18 protein-coding genes are annotated in these 16,677 nt (G+C 53.5%); 5 read left to right on the forward strand and 13 right to left on the reverse strand.

Annotation, left to right across the window (positions count from 1 at the left end):
• Positions 1-5: 5 nt before the first annotated feature.
• Together hpxA and Y71_RS17245 are read right to left on the reverse strand one after the other, a co-directional pair.
• Positions 6-746: an allantoin racemase gene (hpxA, locus tag Y71_RS17240; RefSeq protein ID WP_007374286.1), complete on the reverse strand. Its 741-nt coding sequence runs from the start codon at positions 744-746 to the stop codon at positions 6-8.
• A complete protein-coding gene (locus Y71_RS17245) occupies positions 746-1,462 on the reverse strand; it encodes a GntR family transcriptional regulator (protein WP_007374285.1) in 717 nt (238 codons plus the stop codon). Before Y71_RS17245 ends, hpxA begins: the two co-directional genes overlap by 1 nt.
• Positions 1,463-1,607: 145 nt before the next feature.
• On the opposite strand from Y71_RS17245, the gene Y71_RS17250 reads away from it, so the two are divergent.
• Positions 1,608-3,104, forward strand: coding sequence for an NCS1 family nucleobase:cation symporter-1 (locus Y71_RS17250; RefSeq protein ID WP_007374284.1), 1,497 nt, complete (start codon positions 1,608-1,610; stop codon positions 3,102-3,104).
• 93 nt (positions 3,105-3,197) lie between these two features.
• Positions 3,198-4,517 carry a guanine deaminase gene (gene guaD, locus Y71_RS17255; protein WP_007374283.1) on the forward strand — a complete coding sequence of 440 codons (1,320 nt, stop codon included), beginning with the start codon at positions 3,198-3,200 and terminating at the stop codon, positions 4,515-4,517.
• Here guaD and uraH read toward each other — a convergent pair.
• From uraH to Y71_RS17270, 3 genes are read right to left on the reverse strand one after another with little or no spacing between them, the layout of a single operon-like run.
• Positions 4,497-4,820 carry a hydroxyisourate hydrolase gene (uraH, locus tag Y71_RS17260; RefSeq protein ID WP_007374282.1) on the reverse strand — a complete coding sequence of 108 codons (324 nt, stop codon included), beginning with the start codon at positions 4,818-4,820 and terminating at the stop codon, positions 4,497-4,499. The genes guaD and uraH overlap by 21 nt on opposite strands.
• Positions 4,817-5,317 carry a 2-oxo-4-hydroxy-4-carboxy-5-ureidoimidazoline decarboxylase gene (gene uraD, locus Y71_RS17265; protein WP_007374281.1) on the reverse strand — a complete coding sequence of 167 codons (501 nt, stop codon included), beginning with the start codon at positions 5,315-5,317 and terminating at the stop codon, positions 4,817-4,819. The genes uraH and uraD overlap by 4 nt, the downstream gene beginning before the upstream one ends.
• Positions 5,295-6,677, reverse strand: a complete 1,383-nt coding sequence (locus tag Y71_RS17270) for a nucleobase:cation symporter-2 family protein (RefSeq protein WP_007374280.1) — start codon at positions 6,675-6,677, stop codon at positions 5,295-5,297. Before Y71_RS17270 ends, uraD begins: the two co-directional genes overlap by 23 nt.
• A gap of 268 nt (positions 6,678-6,945) precedes the next feature.
• Between Y71_RS17270 and hpxO the strand changes: the two genes are divergently transcribed.
• Positions 6,946-8,100 carry an FAD-dependent urate hydroxylase HpxO gene (gene hpxO, locus Y71_RS17275; protein ID WP_007374278.1) on the forward strand — a complete coding sequence of 385 codons (1,155 nt, stop codon included), beginning with the start codon at positions 6,946-6,948 and terminating at the stop codon, positions 8,098-8,100.
• Here the strand turns inward: hpxO and hpxR are convergent.
• A complete protein-coding gene (gene hpxR / locus Y71_RS17280; protein WP_007374277.1) occupies positions 8,092-9,012 on the reverse strand; it encodes a LysR family hpxDE operon transcriptional regulator HpxR in 921 nt (306 codons plus the stop codon). The two genes, hpxO and hpxR, sit on opposite strands and share 9 nt — an antisense overlap.
• A gap of 125 nt (positions 9,013-9,137) precedes the next feature.
• Here hpxR and hpxD point away from each other — a divergent pair, with 125 nt between their 5' ends.
• Together hpxD and Y71_RS17290 are read left to right on the forward strand one after the other, a co-directional pair.
• Positions 9,138-10,175, forward strand: a complete 1,038-nt coding sequence (gene hpxD / locus Y71_RS17285; protein ID WP_007374276.1) for a molybdenum cofactor-independent xanthine hydroxylase subunit HpxD — start codon at positions 9,138-9,140, stop codon at positions 10,173-10,175.
• Between the two features lie 8 nt (positions 10,176-10,183).
• Positions 10,184-11,149 (forward strand): PDR/VanB family oxidoreductase, encoded by a 966-nt coding sequence (locus Y71_RS17290; protein WP_007374275.1) that lies wholly within the window; start codon positions 10,184-10,186, stop codon positions 11,147-11,149.
• A 103-nt stretch (positions 11,150-11,252) separates the two neighbouring features.
• Here the strand turns inward: Y71_RS17290 and Y71_RS17295 are convergent, their stop codons facing one another.
• The 7 genes from Y71_RS17295 to Y71_RS17325 form a co-directional block, all read right to left on the reverse strand.
• Complete coding sequence (locus Y71_RS17295; RefSeq protein ID WP_007374274.1) at positions 11,253-12,557, reverse strand: type II restriction enzyme NmeDI-related protein; 1,305 nt, start codon at positions 12,555-12,557, stop codon at positions 11,253-11,255.
• Between the two features lie 179 nt (positions 12,558-12,736).
• Complete coding sequence (locus Y71_RS31005; RefSeq protein WP_227135767.1) at positions 12,737-12,892, reverse strand: CPCC family cysteine-rich protein; 156 nt, start codon at positions 12,890-12,892, stop codon at positions 12,737-12,739.
• Positions 12,893-13,114: 222 nt separating this feature from the next.
• Positions 13,115-13,642, reverse strand: coding sequence for a hypothetical protein (locus Y71_RS17305; RefSeq protein ID WP_007374273.1), 528 nt, complete (start codon positions 13,640-13,642; stop codon positions 13,115-13,117).
• A gap of 446 nt (positions 13,643-14,088) precedes the next feature.
• A complete protein-coding gene (locus tag Y71_RS17310) occupies positions 14,089-14,568 on the reverse strand; it encodes a hypothetical protein (RefSeq protein ID WP_007374272.1) in 480 nt (159 codons plus the stop codon).
• A 13-nt stretch (positions 14,569-14,581) separates the two neighbouring features.
• Positions 14,582-15,019: a hypothetical protein gene (locus Y71_RS17315; protein ID WP_035886248.1), complete on the reverse strand. Its 438-nt coding sequence runs from the start codon at positions 15,017-15,019 to the stop codon at positions 14,582-14,584.
• Positions 15,020-15,039: 20 nt separating this feature from the next.
• Positions 15,040-15,651 carry a hypothetical protein gene (locus tag Y71_RS17320; protein ID WP_143091390.1) on the reverse strand — a complete coding sequence of 204 codons (612 nt, stop codon included), beginning with the start codon at positions 15,649-15,651 and terminating at the stop codon, positions 15,040-15,042.
• The gene (locus Y71_RS17325; RefSeq protein WP_007374270.1) at positions 15,641-16,591 is read right to left on the reverse strand and encodes an HNH/endonuclease VII fold putative polymorphic toxin; all 951 of its coding nucleotides are present in this window, start codon (positions 16,589-16,591) and stop codon (positions 15,641-15,643) included. The genes Y71_RS17320 and Y71_RS17325 overlap by 11 nt, the downstream gene beginning before the upstream one ends.
• Positions 16,592-16,677: the final 86 nt, after the last annotated feature.

The raw sequence follows: 16,677 nt of genomic DNA on the forward strand, positions 1-16,677 counted from the left end.
ACTCGCTAAGGCATTAATGCCTGAAATTTACCGCTCAACACTTTATTTTCCGGAAAAGCCAAATCGCCCCGCTTGCTGGTCGATAAGCCCAGCGCCACCAGCGACTCCACCATTTTTACCGCCGCGCTGACGCCATCGATCACCGGCACATGCAGTTCACGCGTCAACTCCTGCGCAAGCTGCGCCATTCCGCCACAGCCGAGCACAATCGCGCCACAGCCATCTTCTTTTAACGCCTGAATACAGCGCGCGCGCACTTTTTCCTGCGCCAGACCACTGCCGTCCTCCAGCGCCAGCACCGGTAAATCGATGGCGTGCAGCGCCGCGCAGTGTTCCTGAAAACCATACTGCTGCAACAGATGACGGGCGATAATCAGCGTGCGCGGCAAGGTGGTGACGATGGAAAAACGGGTCGCCACCAGCGTCGCCATGTGCATTGCGGCTTCGGCGATGCCGACCACCGGCCCCTGTGCCAGCTCGCGCGCCGCCAGCAATCCCGGATCGCCAAAGCAGGCGATCACGTGGCCATCCACGCCCTGCTGACGCCCGGCTTTCACCTGTTCAAGCACACCGATGGCGGCTATCGCTTCATCAAAATGCCCTTCGATCGACGGCACGCCTTCGCGCGGGCACACCGCCACAATTTCGGTGCCAGGTGCTGCCGCCGCTCTTGCCGCTGCGCCAATGGTTTCGGTCATCGCCAGGCTGGTGTTCGGGTTGATAACTTGTATACAAACGGCAGACATTATGCCTCCTTGTGACTGGCAAACAGCCGGGCGAAATCCGGCAGACAAACGCCAGCCCGCTCGAAACAGAGGCTGTCGACGATATGTTCAAAATGGTGCGTCAGCGCCGCGCTTAGCGCCTGTAGATCCTTTTTACGCAGTAAATCAACCAGTTGTTCATGATCGTTACAACGACACCCCTGGCGCCACGGCGAGCCCCAGGCGGCGATCACCAGCGAAGAGCGCTGGCTCAGGCCGGTGACCATCTCGGTCAACACCGGGTTGCCGGAAATAGCCTGAAGCTGAATGTGGAACTCAGCGGAGTAGCGAATGGCCGCCGGGCCGTCATAGGCTTCGTGCGCCTGCTGCTCCTGGCGGATAATCGCTTCCAGCGCCGCCAGATGTGGCGGCTGGCAATGCGCCAGCACGTCAGGCAGGTTGGCCACTTCCAGCAGCGTGCGGGTACGGAAGATCGCCTGCGCCTCTTCTACCGTTGGGCTGGCGACGTGTGCACCACGTTTGGGCGTTAAGGTGACCATTTGCACAGCATTGAGTCGTTGCAGCACTTTTCTGATCCCGGTGCGGCTGACGCCAAACACCTCCGCCAGCGCCTCTTCCGGTAATTTGCTCCCCGGGAGTAATTGATGTTCGACAATCGCGGTCATCAGCGACTGGTAGATGGTTTCATCCTTGTCCTGCAAGGCCGTTGCGGCGTGCAGACTGTTTTCATTACTCATTAACCACTCCGCTTTTTTACTTTTCGATATCGGATCGTATACATGAAATTAAATTATTGGATACAAGATTAATCATTTTGGCCTGAATCCTGCAACAACATCAGCACTCCCTTTTCACGGGCTTTTATTGACAGGAGCAGGTTTCATGCCAAATACACAAAACACTCATCAGGTTAAGGCCGCTGATTCCGGAGCGGTATACAGCCCACGGCTTTGCAATGAGGATCTGGCGCCGACGCGCGATCAGAACTGGAGCTGGTACAACATCTTTTCGTTCTGGATGTCGGATGTACACAGTATGGGCGGCTACGTCGTCGCCGCGAGTTTCTTTACGCTCGGGCTGGCAAGCTGGCAGGTGCTGCTCTGCCTGCTGGTGGGCATTTGCATTGTGCAGCTCTGCGCTAACCTGGTCGCGAAACCGAGCCAGATGGCAGGCGTGCCCTATGCCGTTATCTGCCGCCAGGCATTTGGCGTCTTCGGCGCCAACATTCCGGCGGTAATTCGTGGTCTTATCGCCTTCGCCTGGTACGGCATTCAGACCTATCTGGCAGCGAATGCCCTAATGCTGGTGCTGCTGAAATTCTGGCCGTCGCTCTCTTCTTTAACGCAGGGGTCGCTGTTCGGCCTGTCGCACCTGGGCTGGCTGTGCTTCGCCACGATGTGGATTCTGCAGGCAATGGTGTTCTGGCACGGGATGAGCGCGATCAAGCGCTTTATCGATATTGCCGGTCCGGCCGTGTATGTGGTGATGCTGGCGCTGGCGGGCTGGATTGTATACAAGACCGGTTTCGACGGTATCTCGTTTACCCTCGCCAGCAAATCACTCAGCGCCGGTGAGCAAACCTGGCAGATGATCACTGCGACTGCGCTGGTGGTTTCCTATTTTTCCGGGCCACTGCTCAACTTTGGTGATTTCTCGCGTTATGGCAAAAGCATGGGCGAAATTCGTCGTGGCAACCGCTGGGGCTTACCGTTCAACTTCCTGCTGTTCTCGATCGTGACCGTGGTGATTGTCTCTGGCACCCAGTCGCTGTTTGGCCGCATGATCACCGATCCGATTGAAACCGTCAGCCGCGTCGGCAACGATCTGGCGGTGGCGATTGGCCTGCTGACCATGATCACCGCCACCATCGGCATCAACATTGTTGCTAACTTTGTTTCGCCAGCGTTTGACTTCTCCAACTGCTCGCCGCAGAAAATCAGCTTCCGTACCGGTGGCATGATCGCCGCTGTCGGCTCGATTCTGCTGACGCCGTGGAACCTGTTTAACTCGCCGGAACTGATCCACTACACCCTCGACGTGCTGGGTGCCTTTATCGGCCCGCTGTTCGGCATTCTGATTGCGGATTTCTATCTGATCAAACGCGGGCAGGTGTTTGTTGATGACCTGTTTGATGACACGCCAAAAGGCAAATACTGGTATCGCAATGGCTTTAACCCGAAAGCGATTGGCGCGCTGGTGCCGTCAGTGGCCGTCGGGTTGATCATCAGCTTTATTCCGGCGCTGCACGAAGTCGCCAACTTTAGCTGGTTTATCGGCGTCCTGCTGGGCGGCATCACCTATCGCTGGCTGGCCCGCGAAGAGCGCGCTGTTGTCACGACATCGCATTTCAATACCAACGTCGCGGCACAAAAAGAGTAACCCTTCACCTCAGGCCGCGGCGTTTCTCGTCGCGGCTGGCACTCATTTTGCTTTAACACTTCACCCACAATGGAAACGATCAGGGCAGGAACGATGATTGATTATCATGCCGCGGTCCGCGGCGCGCTGTTTGACATTGCAGAAGTCTGCGACAACGCCGACGATATCGCCCACCACGCACGTTTCATTGAAGATGGTCTGCTATTTATTCGCGACGGCAAGATTCAGGCGCGAATGAGCTGGCAGGAGGGCGAGCAATATCTGGATGCGCATAAAGGCTACACCGACCGGCGCGGCAAACTGCTGCTCCCCGGTTTTATTGATGCCCATGTGCACTATCCGCAAACCGAAATGATTGGCGCATTTGGTGAACAACTGCTGGAGTGGCTGACAACGTACACCTTTCCGGTTGAAAGCCAGTTTGCTGATGAAGCCTACGCCACAGAGATTGCCGAATTCTTTATCAGCCAGTTACTGAGCCACGGCACCACCACCGCGCTGGTGTTTTGCACGCTGCACCCGGAATCTGTCAACGCGCTGTTTAGCGAAGCGCTGCGCCTGAATATGCGGCTGATCGCCGGTAAGGTGATGATGGATCGCCATACGCCGGAATATCTCAGCGAAACCGCTGAGCAGAGCTACCAGCAAACGCGCGAGCTGATCCAGCGCTGGCAGCATCAGGGGCGGCTGGGTTATGCCATTACGCCGCGCTTTGCGCCCACCTCCTCGCCGGAGCTGCTTGAGGCGGTACGCCGTTTACGCGAAGAGTTTCCGCAGACCTGGCTGCAGACACATTTAAGCGAAAACCCGAATGAAGTGGCGTGGGTCAACGATCTCTGGCCGGAACATCAACGTTACCTTGATGTTTACCACCACTATCAACTGACCGGCGAGCGCAGCGTGTTTGCCCACGGCATTCACCTGCATGATGAAGAGTGGCAGTGCCTGCACGATACCGGTTCGGCGGTGGCGTTTTGCCCTACTTCGAACCTGTTCCTCGGCAGCGGGCTGTTTCGCCTGCCCGCCTGCTGGCAGAACAAAGTGCGCATGGGCATCGGCACCGATGTAGGTGCAGGCACCACCTTCAGCATGCTGCGCACGCTGGGTGAAGCCTACAAGGTGGGCCAGTTGCAAAGCTATCGCCTGCGCGCCAGCGAAGCGTTTTACCACGCCACACTTGGCGGCGCGCATGCCCTGCGTCTGGACGATAAAATTGGTAATTTTGCGCCAGGCAAAGAGGCCGATTTTGTGGTCATTGACCCGGCGGTGACGCCCTTGCAGCGCCTGCGCAACACGCGCTGCAAGGACATCTACGAGCAACTGTTTGTGCTGATGACCCTCGGCGACGAGCGCAATATCAGCGAGACGTGGATTAACGGTCAGTGCGCATGGTCAACTGCCGCGGTAAGTTGACCAGCCGCCGGGAGCAATTAAGAACGGCAGATGGAAATGCTCCTCTGCCGTTTGCGTAATCACAAAGTCAATTTGCGCGCAGGGAAACAGTGTCGCCACGCCGCGCTGTGCAAACCATTCTCCCGTTTGCGCCACCAGCCGGTAATGTCCCGGCATCAATGAAGAGGAAAGCGCACCGATTCGTCCGTTCGCATCGGTGACGCCGCTCGCCACCGTCTGCTCGTCGAGTAACAGATTAACCGTCACCCCCTGCGCGGGCTTACCGCTGGAAATATCCAGAATATGGGTACTGAGGCTGTTCATTCGCCAATCGCTCCTGCCAGTCGTAATAAGGTGATTTCCCGTAATTGCTCCAGCGCCGCCGCGATCTCTTCGGCGTCGCTGTTGGTCAGCCGCTGTTCCAGCGCGTGCAGAATCTCTTCTCCGCTACGGCCTTTGGCGCGGATCAAAAAAACGCGGCCAAAACGCGCTTCATAGCGCGCATTCCCCTCGCGCAGCGCCGCCGCCAGTTGCGCGTCGCGATTGTCCACCGCCGACTGTTCCTGGCGCGATAACGCGGCATGCGCCTGCGCCCCCGCAGGCTTTTCGCCAATGCGCGGGTGTGCGCTGAGCGCCTGCTCCAGCTCGACGCGGCCCCAGGCTCCGGCGATGTCACTCGCGGTTTGCTGAAGTTCCGCGAGCGAGGCAAACGGACGCGCGGCCACCAGCGCTGCCGTCCAGCCGGGGATCGCCACGCACGGCTGCAACAGTGCCGCAGCCTCATCGCCCGGTAGCTGATTAAAGTGATTCAGCGCGATCATCTTTGCTCCTTACGTCAGCGGCGATGGCCGTTTTTTCTTCCGGAATAATCAGGTTCAGGACAATCGCCACTAAGCCGCCGCAGGTCGCCGCCGAGCCAAACAGATTACCGATAATTGGCGGGAAATGGGCGAGAAAAGCGGGTACCGCTTCGACGCCCATACCAAAACCAAACGCCAGCCCGACAATCAGCATGTCGCGGCGGGTTAACGGATTCTGGGTAATGATGCGGATCCCGGCCGCCACCACGCAGCCAAACATCACCATCGTCGCACCGCCCAGCACCGGCAACGGGATCTGGCGTAATATCTCGCCAAACGGCGGGAACACCCCCAGCAGGATAAGGATCACGCCAATATAGCGGCCAACAAAGCGGCTGGCGACGCCCGTCATCTGGATAACGCCATTGTTTTGCGCAAAGGTGGTATTGGGAAAGGCGCCCAGCATCGCCGCAATCATGCAACTGATGCCGTCAGCAAGAATGCCGCCCTTCAGCCGGGAACGAAACGCGCTGTTATCGATGGGCTGATGCGAGATCAGGCAATTGGCGGTGAGATCGCCGACCGCCTCCAGGATGCACACCAGCGACACCAGCGCCACAGGCAGAAAGATGGCGCTATTAAACTGGAACCCAAACGGGAACAGCGCCGGTAAACGGAACCAGGTATCACCGAGACCGCTGAAGTGAAACTTACCGACAAGGGCTGCGGCGATGCAACCCAGGGCGATGCCGACCACTACGGAAGAGAGACGCAGCCAGCGGTTTTTCGCACAGCTCAGTAACACAATCACCGCCAGCGTGCCTGCGCCAAGGCCGATGTTGCTCATACTGCCAAAATCTTTCGCCTGTACGCCGCCACACCAGTTATTCACGCTGACTTTAATCAGGCTGATGCCGATCAGGGCAATCACGCTGCCGGTGATGATCGGCGTAAAAATGCGCTTCAGCGGCTCAATAAAGCGGCTGACGATAATCGGCACCAGCGCGGCCACGAAATTGACGCCAAACAGCATCGCCATCACATCCTGCGCCGTGCCGCCCTGCCCTTTCACCCACATCCCGCCCGCAATGGCGACACCGAGAAAGGCAAAGCTGGTGCCCTGCATGCAGATCATACCTGCGCCAACGCCCCACACGCGGTTGGACTGTAAAAAGGTGCCAATCCCGGAGGCCAGCAGCGACATGCTAATCAACCACGGCATCCACTCGCCCAGCCCCAGCGTCGCACCGATAATCAGCGGCGGTGTAATGATGCCCACTAACCCGGCCAGTACGTGCTGTAAAGCGCTGAAGAAAGCCGGAAGCGGCGGGATCCGCTGCTCCAGCCCGTACAATAAGTTGCTGTTCTTTTCATCAGACATGGCGTTCCATCCTGTTGTCAATTCGCGTCAACGCCCTGATGCACAAAGCAGGCCAGAGTCGCCACTCCCGCGCCAGCGCTGTGAAACTTTAGATTCCTTGCACCAAATTTGGAAATTTTTGATTCACAAAAAGGCAACGTTAATACAAATACGCACTACAAAAGTGCAACATAACCTCGCAACGCCCGTTTTCTCTCGCGCCAGCGCCCGTCGTCATTCTGGTACGCAAATTGCTCCATCTGTTACACGCATGTAAAAGGAGAACAGAATGAAAGCATTGGTGATTGGCGCAGGTATCGGCGGCCTGAGTGCGGCTGTGGCGTTACAGAACGCAGGTATTGCGTGTCAGGTATTCGAAGCGGTGAAAGAGATCAAGCCGGTCGGCGCGGCGATCTCCATCTGGCCCAACGGCGTGAAGTGCATGAACCATCTGGGCATGGGCGAGATGATGGAGACCTATGGCGGCCCGATGCGCTTTATGGCCTATAAGGATTACCGCAATGGCGAAACGATGACGCAGTTTAGCCTTGCGCCACTGGTTGAGCGGGTGGGTGGACGCCCGTGCCCGGTTTCGCGGGCGGAGCTGCAGCGCGAAATGCTCAATCACTGGGGACGCGACCGGGTGCAGTTTGGTAAACGGGTCAACGAAGTGGAGGAGCATGCCGACGGCGTGACCGCGTGGTTCAGCGATGGCACCTGCGCCCACGGTGATTTTCTGATTGCCGCCGACGGCAGCCATTCGGCGCTGCGCCCGTATGTGCTGGGCTATACGCCGGAGCGTCGCTATGCAGGTTATGTTAACTGGAATGGCCTGGTGAAAATCGATGAAGCCATTGCGCCTGCCGAGCAGTGGACAACCTTTGTGGGCGAAGGTAAACGGGTGTCGCTGATGCCCGTCTCCGATGGACGCTTCTACTTTTTCTTTGACGTGCCGCTGCCCGCCGGGCTGGCCGAAGATCGCAGCACGCTGCGCGACGATCTGACGCGCTACTTCAGCGGCTGGGCGCCGCCGGTGCAACGGCTGATTGCCGCGCTGGATCCGCAAACCACGAACCGTATCGAGATCCATGATATCGAACCGTTCGACACGCTGGTGCGCGGTAAAGTGGCGCTGCTGGGCGATGCCGGACACAGCACCACGCCGGATATCGGCCAGGGCGGCTGCGCGGCGATGGAAGACGCAGTGGTGCTGGGAAACCTTTTCCGCGAGCAGAGCGACATCGAAAACGTGCTGCGTCAGTATGAAGCACTACGCTGCGACCGGGTGCGCGATCTGGTGCTCAAGGCGCGCAAACGCTGCGATATCACTCACGGCAAAGATATGGCGCTGACGCAGGCGTGGTATCAGGAACTGAAAGAGGAGACCGGCGAGCGCATTATCAATGGCCTGTGCGATACCATTCAGGGCGGGCCGTTAGGCTGATGCGCCAACGCTCTGCATCGCTTCCAGCACCTGGGTCAGTTTCTGGATCGCCATTTGCGCCGGGCGGGAAAGCTGGCGCGATGGCGCGGTACAGAGCGCCAGTGTCAGCGGGCGCAGCAGTTTGTTGCGCAGCGGCACAAACGCCAGTTGCCCGTTTTTCACTTCGTCCAGCACATCCAGCAGGCTCAGCACCGTGACGCCACTCCCCTTCAGCACCAGCGATTTAATCAGCCGGATGTCATTACAATTGATGGTATTCGACGGGGCGAGATCGTAGTGGCGATAAAGCATGCCGACACGTTCATGCACAATGAGCGGCGCGCCGGGCAGAATATGCCGCGCCTCGCTCAGCTCACCCAGCGATAACGCTTGAGCAGTTGCCATTTCGTGATCCGTACGCATCACCACGCCCATCTCCAGCTCGGCGAAGGCTAGCACATTGAGCCCTGATTGCCCTTCCGGGTCGAGGATCAAACCGAAGTCGAGATCGGCCTGCCGCACTTTCTGGCTGACAGTGTGGCTATCTGCGACCTTGAGTTCCAGCTCCAGCCATGGTTGCCCGGTGATAATGTCGGCCAGCGCGCTGGCAAAGCTCCCCTCCGCCAGCGCCTGCACCATTCCCACACTGACCGAGCCGCGCTTCAGCCCTTGCAACTCATCAAATTTTTGCCGCGTAAGCTGAAACTCTTTTTGCCAGCGCAGCAAATTGTCATACAGCAACTCGCCGGCAGTGGTCATGCGTAAACCTTCCGGCAACCGCTCAAACAGCGGCGTACCAAACTCCTCCTCCGCCTGCAAAATCTGCCGGTTAATCGCCGATGCGGAGATATGCAGTTTTTCTGCGGCGCGGCGCAGGCTGCCACTGCGGGCAACTTCAGCGAAATAGAGGGCGAAACGGGAAAATGGACTCATGCTGCACCTGTACACATTTTTGCAACGCAATAGTGAATTAATGGCGATGGATGTGAACACCCTAATATGACAACAATAAACTTACAACAATTAAACAATTGCTTTTATGTGAGCCTATGATGACCATGAAAACAGCACTCCCCACCCCACCTGCCCATTGCACCTTCGAGCCGGAGGACTGGTTACGTCTGGCAAAATGCTGGCATCCCGTTGCCCGCGCCTGCGATATTGGCGCAGCGCCGGTGAAAGCTACGCTGCTTGATGAACAACTGGTGATTTATCGCGTGAAGGGCCAGGTGGTGGTCGCCCGCGATGTCTGCCCGCACCGCGGCGTGCCGCTGACGCTCGGTTTCCACGATGAAGAGGGCATCGTCTGCCCCTACCACGGGCTACGTTTCGGTGAAGATGGCCGCTGTAACCGCATTCCTTCCAGCCCCGATCAGCCGGTACCGGCAAAACTCAACCTGGTAACGTTTGCGGTTGAAGAGCGTTTCGGCCTGATCTGGACCTGCCTGGCGTTTGACGCGGAAAACCCGCAACCGCTCCCGACGATGCCGCACTGGGATGACGAGGGTTTTCAGCAGATCAACTGCCCGGCCTTTGAGGTGAACGGATTTGCAGGCCGCCAGGTGGAAGGCTTTCTCGATGTCGCCCACTTTGCGTGGATCCACACAGACACCTTCGCCGATGCCAATAACCAGTTCGTCCCGGATTACAGCCCGCAGGAGACCGAGTTTGGCTTTATTGCTGATTACTGGAGTTCGGTCGGCAATTATCCGGCGAGTTCTGACTATCGCGCGCCGGAAGGTTTTCAGTGGCTGCGCCATTTCGAGATGCACCTGCCGTTTACCGCCACGCTGACGATCCATTTTCCCGGCGAGGCGCGGCTGGTGATCATGAATGCCGCATCGCCGGTCTCCTCGCGCGTTACCCGCATGTTTGCGCCGATCGCGCGCAATTTCGATCTGCATATCCCGATCGAAGAGGTGCACGCGTTCAACCTGCGCGTGTTTGAAGAAGATCGCCTGATGGTAGAGACACAACGGCCGGAAAGGCTGCCGCTGGATCTGACGCTGGAAGCCCATATTCCGGCGGACAGAAGTTCGATTGCCTATCGCCGTGGCCTGAAAAAAATGGGTTTTGGCGAGTTCTTTCTGGTGTGAGGTGCGCGATGAATGACGTGCTGAATGTGGTGGTTGATGGCTTGTGGCGTCAGGGCGATAAAAATCTTGCCGTGCGGTTGGTCTCCGCCAATGGCGAACCGCTTCCCGGCTGGCAGCCCGGCGCGCACATTGATGTGCATCTGCCCTGCGGCCTGATCCGCCAGTATTCGCTGACCGGAGAAAGCACGACGGAAAGCTACTTGATCTGCGTGGCGCAGGAGAGCGCATCTCGCGGCGGCTCGCGCTATATCCATCAGACGTTACGCCCAGGCCAGACGCTGACAATCTCAGCGCCACGCAACCTGTTTGCGCTACGCGATGACGGCCCGGTGCTGCTGCTGGCCGCCGGAATTGGCATTACGCCACTCTATGCGATGCTGCTGCAACGGGAGGCGACAGGTACGCCGTTTACGCTGCACTATTTCGTGAAACGGCGAGAAGAAGCAGCATTTGCACGCGAACTCTCCCGCTCGCTGAAGCACGGGGTTTGTCTTATTCACTGCTCCTCAGAAGGCAAAAGCCCGCGGCAGACGCTGGCGGCAACGATTCCCGCCCCCGGCGACGGAGAGCGCATTTATACCTGCGGCCCGGCGGGTTTTATGGCAGCGGTAAGAGACGTTGCGGCGGCAAAAGGCTGGCCTGAAGCGCAGATCCACAGCGAGGCATTTGCGCCTGCCGCGCCCGTTGCGGCGTCGCAACAGGAAGAGACTTTTACCATTACGCTGGCCTCCAGCGGAGAAAAATGGCCCGTTCCGGCAAACAAAAGCATTGCGCAGGTGCTGCAGGATAATGGCGTGGCAGTGCCGCTTTCGTGTGAGATGGGGATTTGCGGTGCCTGTCTGACGCCGGTGCTTGATGGCGTGGTCGATCACCGCGATACGGTGCAATCGGCAGCGGAGAAAACCGCCGCCACGCAGCATATCGCGCTATGTTGCTCACGCAGCCACTCGCGGGTTTTGGTGATTGATTTGTAGCCGCCGTGACGGCACGTTGTGCCGGGTCCGAAACCTGACGCTTCGGCCCCGGGCATTTTTCACCGTCAACACAGCGTTTAGCGCATCTCTTTATCCGCCAGCGCTACAACAGGGCGTGGGAAATCTCTTTAATGGCTTTCAGATCCGAGCCAAAACGCATAATGGCGTCGCGGTGCTTTTCCAGCTCGCTGTAGGGCAACCAGGCCATATTGAGATCGGTGATGCGGCTAAAGGCCGGGCGCTGTAGCTGGCTTCTGACATCATTTTCGCGGCTGTCCGGCGCCACCAGAAAAAGCTCGGTTGAGGCGGACAAATCATTGCCGTTGAGCGCCAGATCCAGCATCCGGCAGATCCCGGAGTAGATGGAGGTTGAATGCTCAACTTCGAATGCCGCCACCACCTGCGCACCTTCTGGTTTCAGCCACAGGACATCGATCAGACGCGTCGCTTCAGAACCGTTTACCGACAGGATATGTTCCGGCAGTGCTTTCAGACAGCCGTGCGATAGCGCCACGCCCTGATGCAGACGACTGCGGTCGTTGGCGGCAATCCATACGTCGTAACCGAGCGCTTTGCCAATATCACGCAGCCAGGCCTGGATTTCCGTGTGCGTGCGTTCATTCTCCCCGTCCTGGATTTGCGCTTTATTTTGCGCCGCCGGCGGGCGAGCCGCCTCCAGATACGCACTCCAGTCTGCGTCGGCAGCGGCGGAATTTTCCAGCGGCGGCGCAGGATAGCGACCCGAACCGATATCAAAAAGCAGCCCGCCAATAGCGCCCAAATCGTTTGACAGTAATTCGCGGTACTGTGCGTTCAAATTCAGGATCCCCTGGCGCATGGCGAGAAAATGCGGCCAACTGCCGAGCTTAACTTTCGCGCCGGTAAGGGCGTTATAGCCATTTACAATGGCGGTGTTAAACGGGGGAATGTGCGTGGGGTGAAGAAAATAGAGCAGATTCGCGACCGCCGGGCCGAGCCCTTTAATTTTCAACGCATCGATAGCATTGATATGTCCCACAATATCGTCCGCGCACGTCGCACAGGCGCAATGATGCAGAAGCCGGGCAAAGGCCTTCTGATTGGCGCTGTTTTCATAAATATCCGGAATGCGCAGCTTTGGTTTCCACAGAAAAGCGTGATCGGCACCTTTGAAGATCTGTTTCTGCTCGGCAATGGAGTGAACAATTGTCTCCAGCGAGGAACCGCGGTAAGCAACGCCAAATTTTTCCTGCTCAATTTCATCCACCACGACCACAATACCGCTGCGGATCGAGCGAAAGTTTTTCAACCTCTGCTCCCATAAAAACCACGTCTGATAGGTGGCTTCGGGATCGTTGCGCCAGCGCTGAATTAGACGACGAACGCGATCTGAATGTACTGACTGAAGCTGCGGAACAGCATTTTCCATGACCATAACCAGATTGTTTTAATTATCGAAGAGCGGTGCGAACCGCATACCGGGCAAAAACTTTGCTCTGGTATTCAACAGCGGCATCGCAAAGGAGGGATTGATATCTGTCAAGAGAATGCGGGAGGAGGTGAAAACAGGTGAACGGGTGTTAATTAACACTGTTTTGCGGCGTGTGTTTACCGTTTGTACGAGGATTCAGTAACAGCCTGGCGAGACCTGAGAGAGAAAAGCCGTTGAGCCTCCGCAAAAGATAATGTATTCGCTCCGCCTGCAAAGCCGGGATCCGATGACTGGACGGAATCATATTCCCATTTACACAGGGCAAATCTCATAATTTCCAGGCTCAGTTATTGTTTTGCGGCCACAACCTGCGCACTGTGCTATTAGCTGATTTCCATCAATAATCCGTTCCCCCCTCATCCGATTTATGGTAAGGCTGAATTTCTTTATTAAACCTACGGATTGATCATTCTTTTCTAAAATCATTTCCAGGTGGTTCTTCATATTTAACAAAAATCAAATAATTTATTTACCAGCAAACACCCATTTAATTATCAACTATAATTTATCATAAGCCTCATCAAGTATTTTTTTCCAATACTCCGAACCATTTCAACATCCTGAGAGGTCTTCTGCTCAAGCCATTTAGATAAAACATCACAATCAACAAAATTATCATAAATTATGTTTTTTATCGGTTCTAAGCTTACATTACTATTGATCCCCAAAACGCCTTTATCAACTGGTGTTTTTTGAAAAAGTGCCCAGCGTTTATTTTTCTCTATAATTGTCAGAGCACCATAGTCACCAGCGTTGTTCAATCCAGTGGTCATGTCTTTTAACTTAGAAATCCAGTTCTCATCTGCATAGAGTTCCCCTAAATATGCAAAATCAGTACTGGAAAAAACATCCGCAACTGAATCGCAACCAAAGGATTGGTTGATGATTGCCCAAGTGCAATTAATTAAATCCTCTGAGGTACAGATGTCGTTATCAAAAAAGAAATACTTTATAAATTTCTTATGAAAAACTTGCTCTGGAAGATTAGCGTCTGATATTACAAAATCTTTAATTAAAGTCATGATATCATCATTTAATTAGCAAGATTGTTACTGCTACTTTGCGGGAAAACTAACCATAACGATGAATGTCAAAGCCTGCTCCACAAAATATACAAAAACACACATTTCATTATCAAGTTGACAGGTAATTATGCCATTAACACCCCCAGACACATTTGATTTAAACATATACTAACTTCTTCCTCTACCCTATAAAATTATATTTATCTATATATCACCTCCACAGCCAAGCGGAATAATAATCTCTTGATGAAAAATAATTTCATCTGCAAAAAAAAATAACAACATTGATTATTTTTATATAATTTACACCCCCACATATATACTCACGAAAAATTATTTCTTGCTACCCGACCAGAACCCTATTGATTTACAAGCAGCATGTATTTTGTGTATATCGCATCGTCAAATTATCGACATAACTCACTTAATTTGATATATCAATACTAATCACTTTTTCTGGTAAATGATATAACAAAAAGACGATATGATGATGCCATTACTTCCTGGGAAAAATGGTTTTTTGCCACATCATCATAACGCGCATATATCTTTGCAACTAAATCTTCTGTGAAATTCAACCTAAATGATGTTTTACTGTATTGAGCCAATCCATCCATCGCAGCTCCGAGTACAGGAGCAGACATCTCCATCACATGAGAAGTTACATAATCGAGAGCGTACTCTTTGTTCAGATCAAAAAGACGTCCAAGACAAAAACCATCCAAATAAGGATCCCCAACATCTACAGACAAGAGAATTTTTTTACAAAAGAATTCACATGCAGAACTATCAATAGAACGTAACTCACATAACGCTGTTGCAGCCTCATCCCGAGGGTCATCAAAAGAATCAAGCGTCAGGTATCCATTATTGATATAGCTGGTTAACTCCGAAATCAGCTGCTCTTTTTTTAGTATCGACATACTCACTTACCTTTTAAAAAATACCCGTAGTGACGGTCGCTAACCGCTTTGTTCCATCAGGCAATACTTTCCATGTTGCGTTAATTCGCACAGAACCATTTGTTCCTGCAAGAACGATAGAGCTTTTCGTATTTGCAGCGTTAACTTCTTTAGCTGAACTTAACAACTTATCAATAATAATACTATTATTTAAACCACTTTTGTTGTCTATACCGATCGTTTCCAGATCCTGTCCCATTTGTCTGGATCTATTGATCCTATAAATATCCTTTTCAATTTTCTCTAGTTCATCGCTCTTACCAGATTTAGCGAAAGCACTCTGATTCTCCCTCCTCTCAGCTTTTAATACATCTAAGCGGGATGTCAGTGCATCCAAATCTCCTGCAGCACCACCTCGTGGCCATATTTCTATTTTATCAACAGGAATATATGCATCCCCTTTTACTATCATTACATTAAGAATTCTGCCGATTACCAAATTTTCCCCAACACCGATTTGCTGCCAATGGCAACAATCTCTGCACACTTCTCGTCAAATTGCCCCAAAGGGAAAAAAACCACCCCATTACTATACAAAATATTATGAATCCATTGTGTAAGGCGATCATGCTGAGAATTGTTCTCAATATGTATGTTCGGTGAAATATTTGAAAAAAACAATTTCTCTTCGATATTTATTAATTTTTGCACCTCATTACTTACAGTAGTAGGAATACTTCCTAATCCAGTTAACACCAGCCCTTTACAACCTTTATCAATAAAAGATTTTTTATTATAAATACTCTCAACATTCACTCCTGAATTAGCAACCAGCCCCCATGTTTTCTTATAATTGACCATCACTGAATCAGGTTGCTCTGGGACTAATTGCAGCATTACATATATGTTTTCACTTGTGTGATCGGTAATAGTATCGAAAATATCCTTTAGTAGCTGCTCACAATACTCTCTACGCGAAAAGCCAGGTAATTCCCAACTTACCGCGGCGATCCCCTCTAGAGACCAAAGAGATGAGTTAAAATGAGTAATGTCATTTTTGGCATCCAATTTTTCGGCATGCCGTTTTACATAATTAATAGTCATAATGGTTATCTTGCTCATCATTAAAATGCGGGCCACGATTTTGGCCAGGATCATCCTTATAGAAATGGCCACCAGCATCATCTCGAATATACACTTTTTGAGTACCGCCACCAGGTTTTGGTAATTCAAATTCATATATATACCCTAGTTGAGCATTACCACGTTTATCTACATTTGGTGATACACTACTCGGACTTTGGGTAACAGGAATCCCTGATTGCCTTTTTGCTTCATTGAATGCACCGGATCTTGCAGAGCCTTCCGGTGACAAGTTAGCAGGTCTATCTCCTTTAGCCAGATAAGCTAAATCATCTTTATCTGGCCCGTCAGGAACTGGCGTTACAGTATTACCCCCTGTATCGGGTGCGCCATCAAGATTTCCTGTGTTCGTAGCCCCCTGCTCTACGGGTTGATCAGCACCAGTATGCGTTGCTCCCTGTTCACCACTCCGGTCAGGATTAACCAGTTTGCCACCTGTTGGATCCTGATCAGCTATTGTCAGTTCCGTATGCCCCGGCCCGTGAGTGCCATCATAAAGACTCTGTTGGGCAGGCAATAAGTGGAATGGTCCCTTTTTATCCTGCTCAACAATGTAATCATAGGCTGCACGTTGTTCCGGCGTCAGATTTTCGACCAAATCCGCACGGCCGCCATTCATGGCTACAGAAAAAACATACATCTGCTCAGAAGAAGACAAGTTATCCATTACGGTTTTGGCTGCACCAATTCCCAGTAATGCACCCAATCCCTCTTCTTCCAGAGCGGTGCTACAAGCCGGCGTTTTCGCGCAAGCCTGAATCGCCAGCTTCCCGGCAATAACAACCGCCCGTAGCGAATTATTCTCAACCTCAACCCGTGCCGCATTTGCTCCGCCGCCGATGCCACTGCTGGCGCTGTCGGACAGGCTGGCCAGTGACGTTCCCGGCAGCCCGGTTGACACGGGTTGCAGATTACATTTTTACGATTGCCTCTACATCCAGACCCAGATGGAAGTCAAGCCATGCTGACAGAGTATCTTCAGTTAAT

The sequence above is a fragment of the Kosakonia radicincitans DSM 16656 genome, assembly GCF_000280495.2.
GTDB lineage: Bacteria > Pseudomonadota > Gammaproteobacteria > Enterobacterales > Enterobacteriaceae > Kosakonia > Kosakonia radicincitans.

Excerpts from the sequence above, each read along its gene's own strand:
- hpxA (WP_007374286.1), bottom strand. The coding sequence starts at position 746 with ATGTCTGCCGTTTGTATACAAGTTATCAACCCGAACACCAGCCTGGCG.
- Y71_RS17245 (WP_007374285.1), bottom strand. The coding sequence starts at position 1,462 with ATGAGTAATGAAAACAGTCTGCACGCCGCAACGGCCTTGCAGGACAAG.
- Y71_RS17250 (WP_007374284.1), top strand. The coding sequence starts at position 1,608 with ATGCCAAATACACAAAACACTCATCAGGTTAAGGCCGCTGATTCCGGA.
- guaD (WP_007374283.1), top strand. The coding sequence starts at position 3,198 with ATGATTGATTATCATGCCGCGGTCCGCGGCGCGCTGTTTGACATTGCA.
- uraH (WP_007374282.1), bottom strand. The coding sequence starts at position 4,820 with ATGAACAGCCTCAGTACCCATATTCTGGATATTTCCAGCGGTAAGCCC.
- uraD (WP_007374281.1), bottom strand. The coding sequence starts at position 5,317 with ATGATCGCGCTGAATCACTTTAATCAGCTACCGGGCGATGAGGCTGCG.
- Y71_RS17270 (WP_007374280.1), bottom strand. The coding sequence starts at position 6,677 with ATGTCTGATGAAAAGAACAGCAACTTATTGTACGGGCTGGAGCAGCGG.
- hpxO (WP_007374278.1), top strand. The coding sequence starts at position 6,946 with ATGAAAGCATTGGTGATTGGCGCAGGTATCGGCGGCCTGAGTGCGGCT.
- hpxR (WP_007374277.1), bottom strand. The coding sequence starts at position 9,012 with ATGAGTCCATTTTCCCGTTTCGCCCTCTATTTCGCTGAAGTTGCCCGC.
- hpxD (WP_007374276.1), top strand. The coding sequence starts at position 9,138 with ATGAAAACAGCACTCCCCACCCCACCTGCCCATTGCACCTTCGAGCCG.
- Y71_RS17290 (WP_007374275.1), top strand. The coding sequence starts at position 10,184 with ATGAATGACGTGCTGAATGTGGTGGTTGATGGCTTGTGGCGTCAGGGC.
- Y71_RS17295 (WP_007374274.1), bottom strand. The coding sequence starts at position 12,557 with ATGGAAAATGCTGTTCCGCAGCTTCAGTCAGTACATTCAGATCGCGTT.
- Y71_RS31005 (WP_227135767.1), bottom strand. The coding sequence starts at position 12,892 with ATGAGATTTGCCCTGTGTAAATGGGAATATGATTCCGTCCAGTCATCG.
- Y71_RS17305 (WP_007374273.1), bottom strand. The coding sequence starts at position 13,642 with ATGACTTTAATTAAAGATTTTGTAATATCAGACGCTAATCTTCCAGAG.
- Y71_RS17310 (WP_007374272.1), bottom strand. The coding sequence starts at position 14,568 with ATGTCGATACTAAAAAAAGAGCAGCTGATTTCGGAGTTAACCAGCTAT.
- Y71_RS17315 (WP_035886248.1), bottom strand. The coding sequence starts at position 15,019 with ATGATAGTAAAAGGGGATGCATATATTCCTGTTGATAAAATAGAAATA.
- Y71_RS17320 (WP_143091390.1), bottom strand. The coding sequence starts at position 15,651 with ATGACTATTAATTATGTAAAACGGCATGCCGAAAAATTGGATGCCAAA.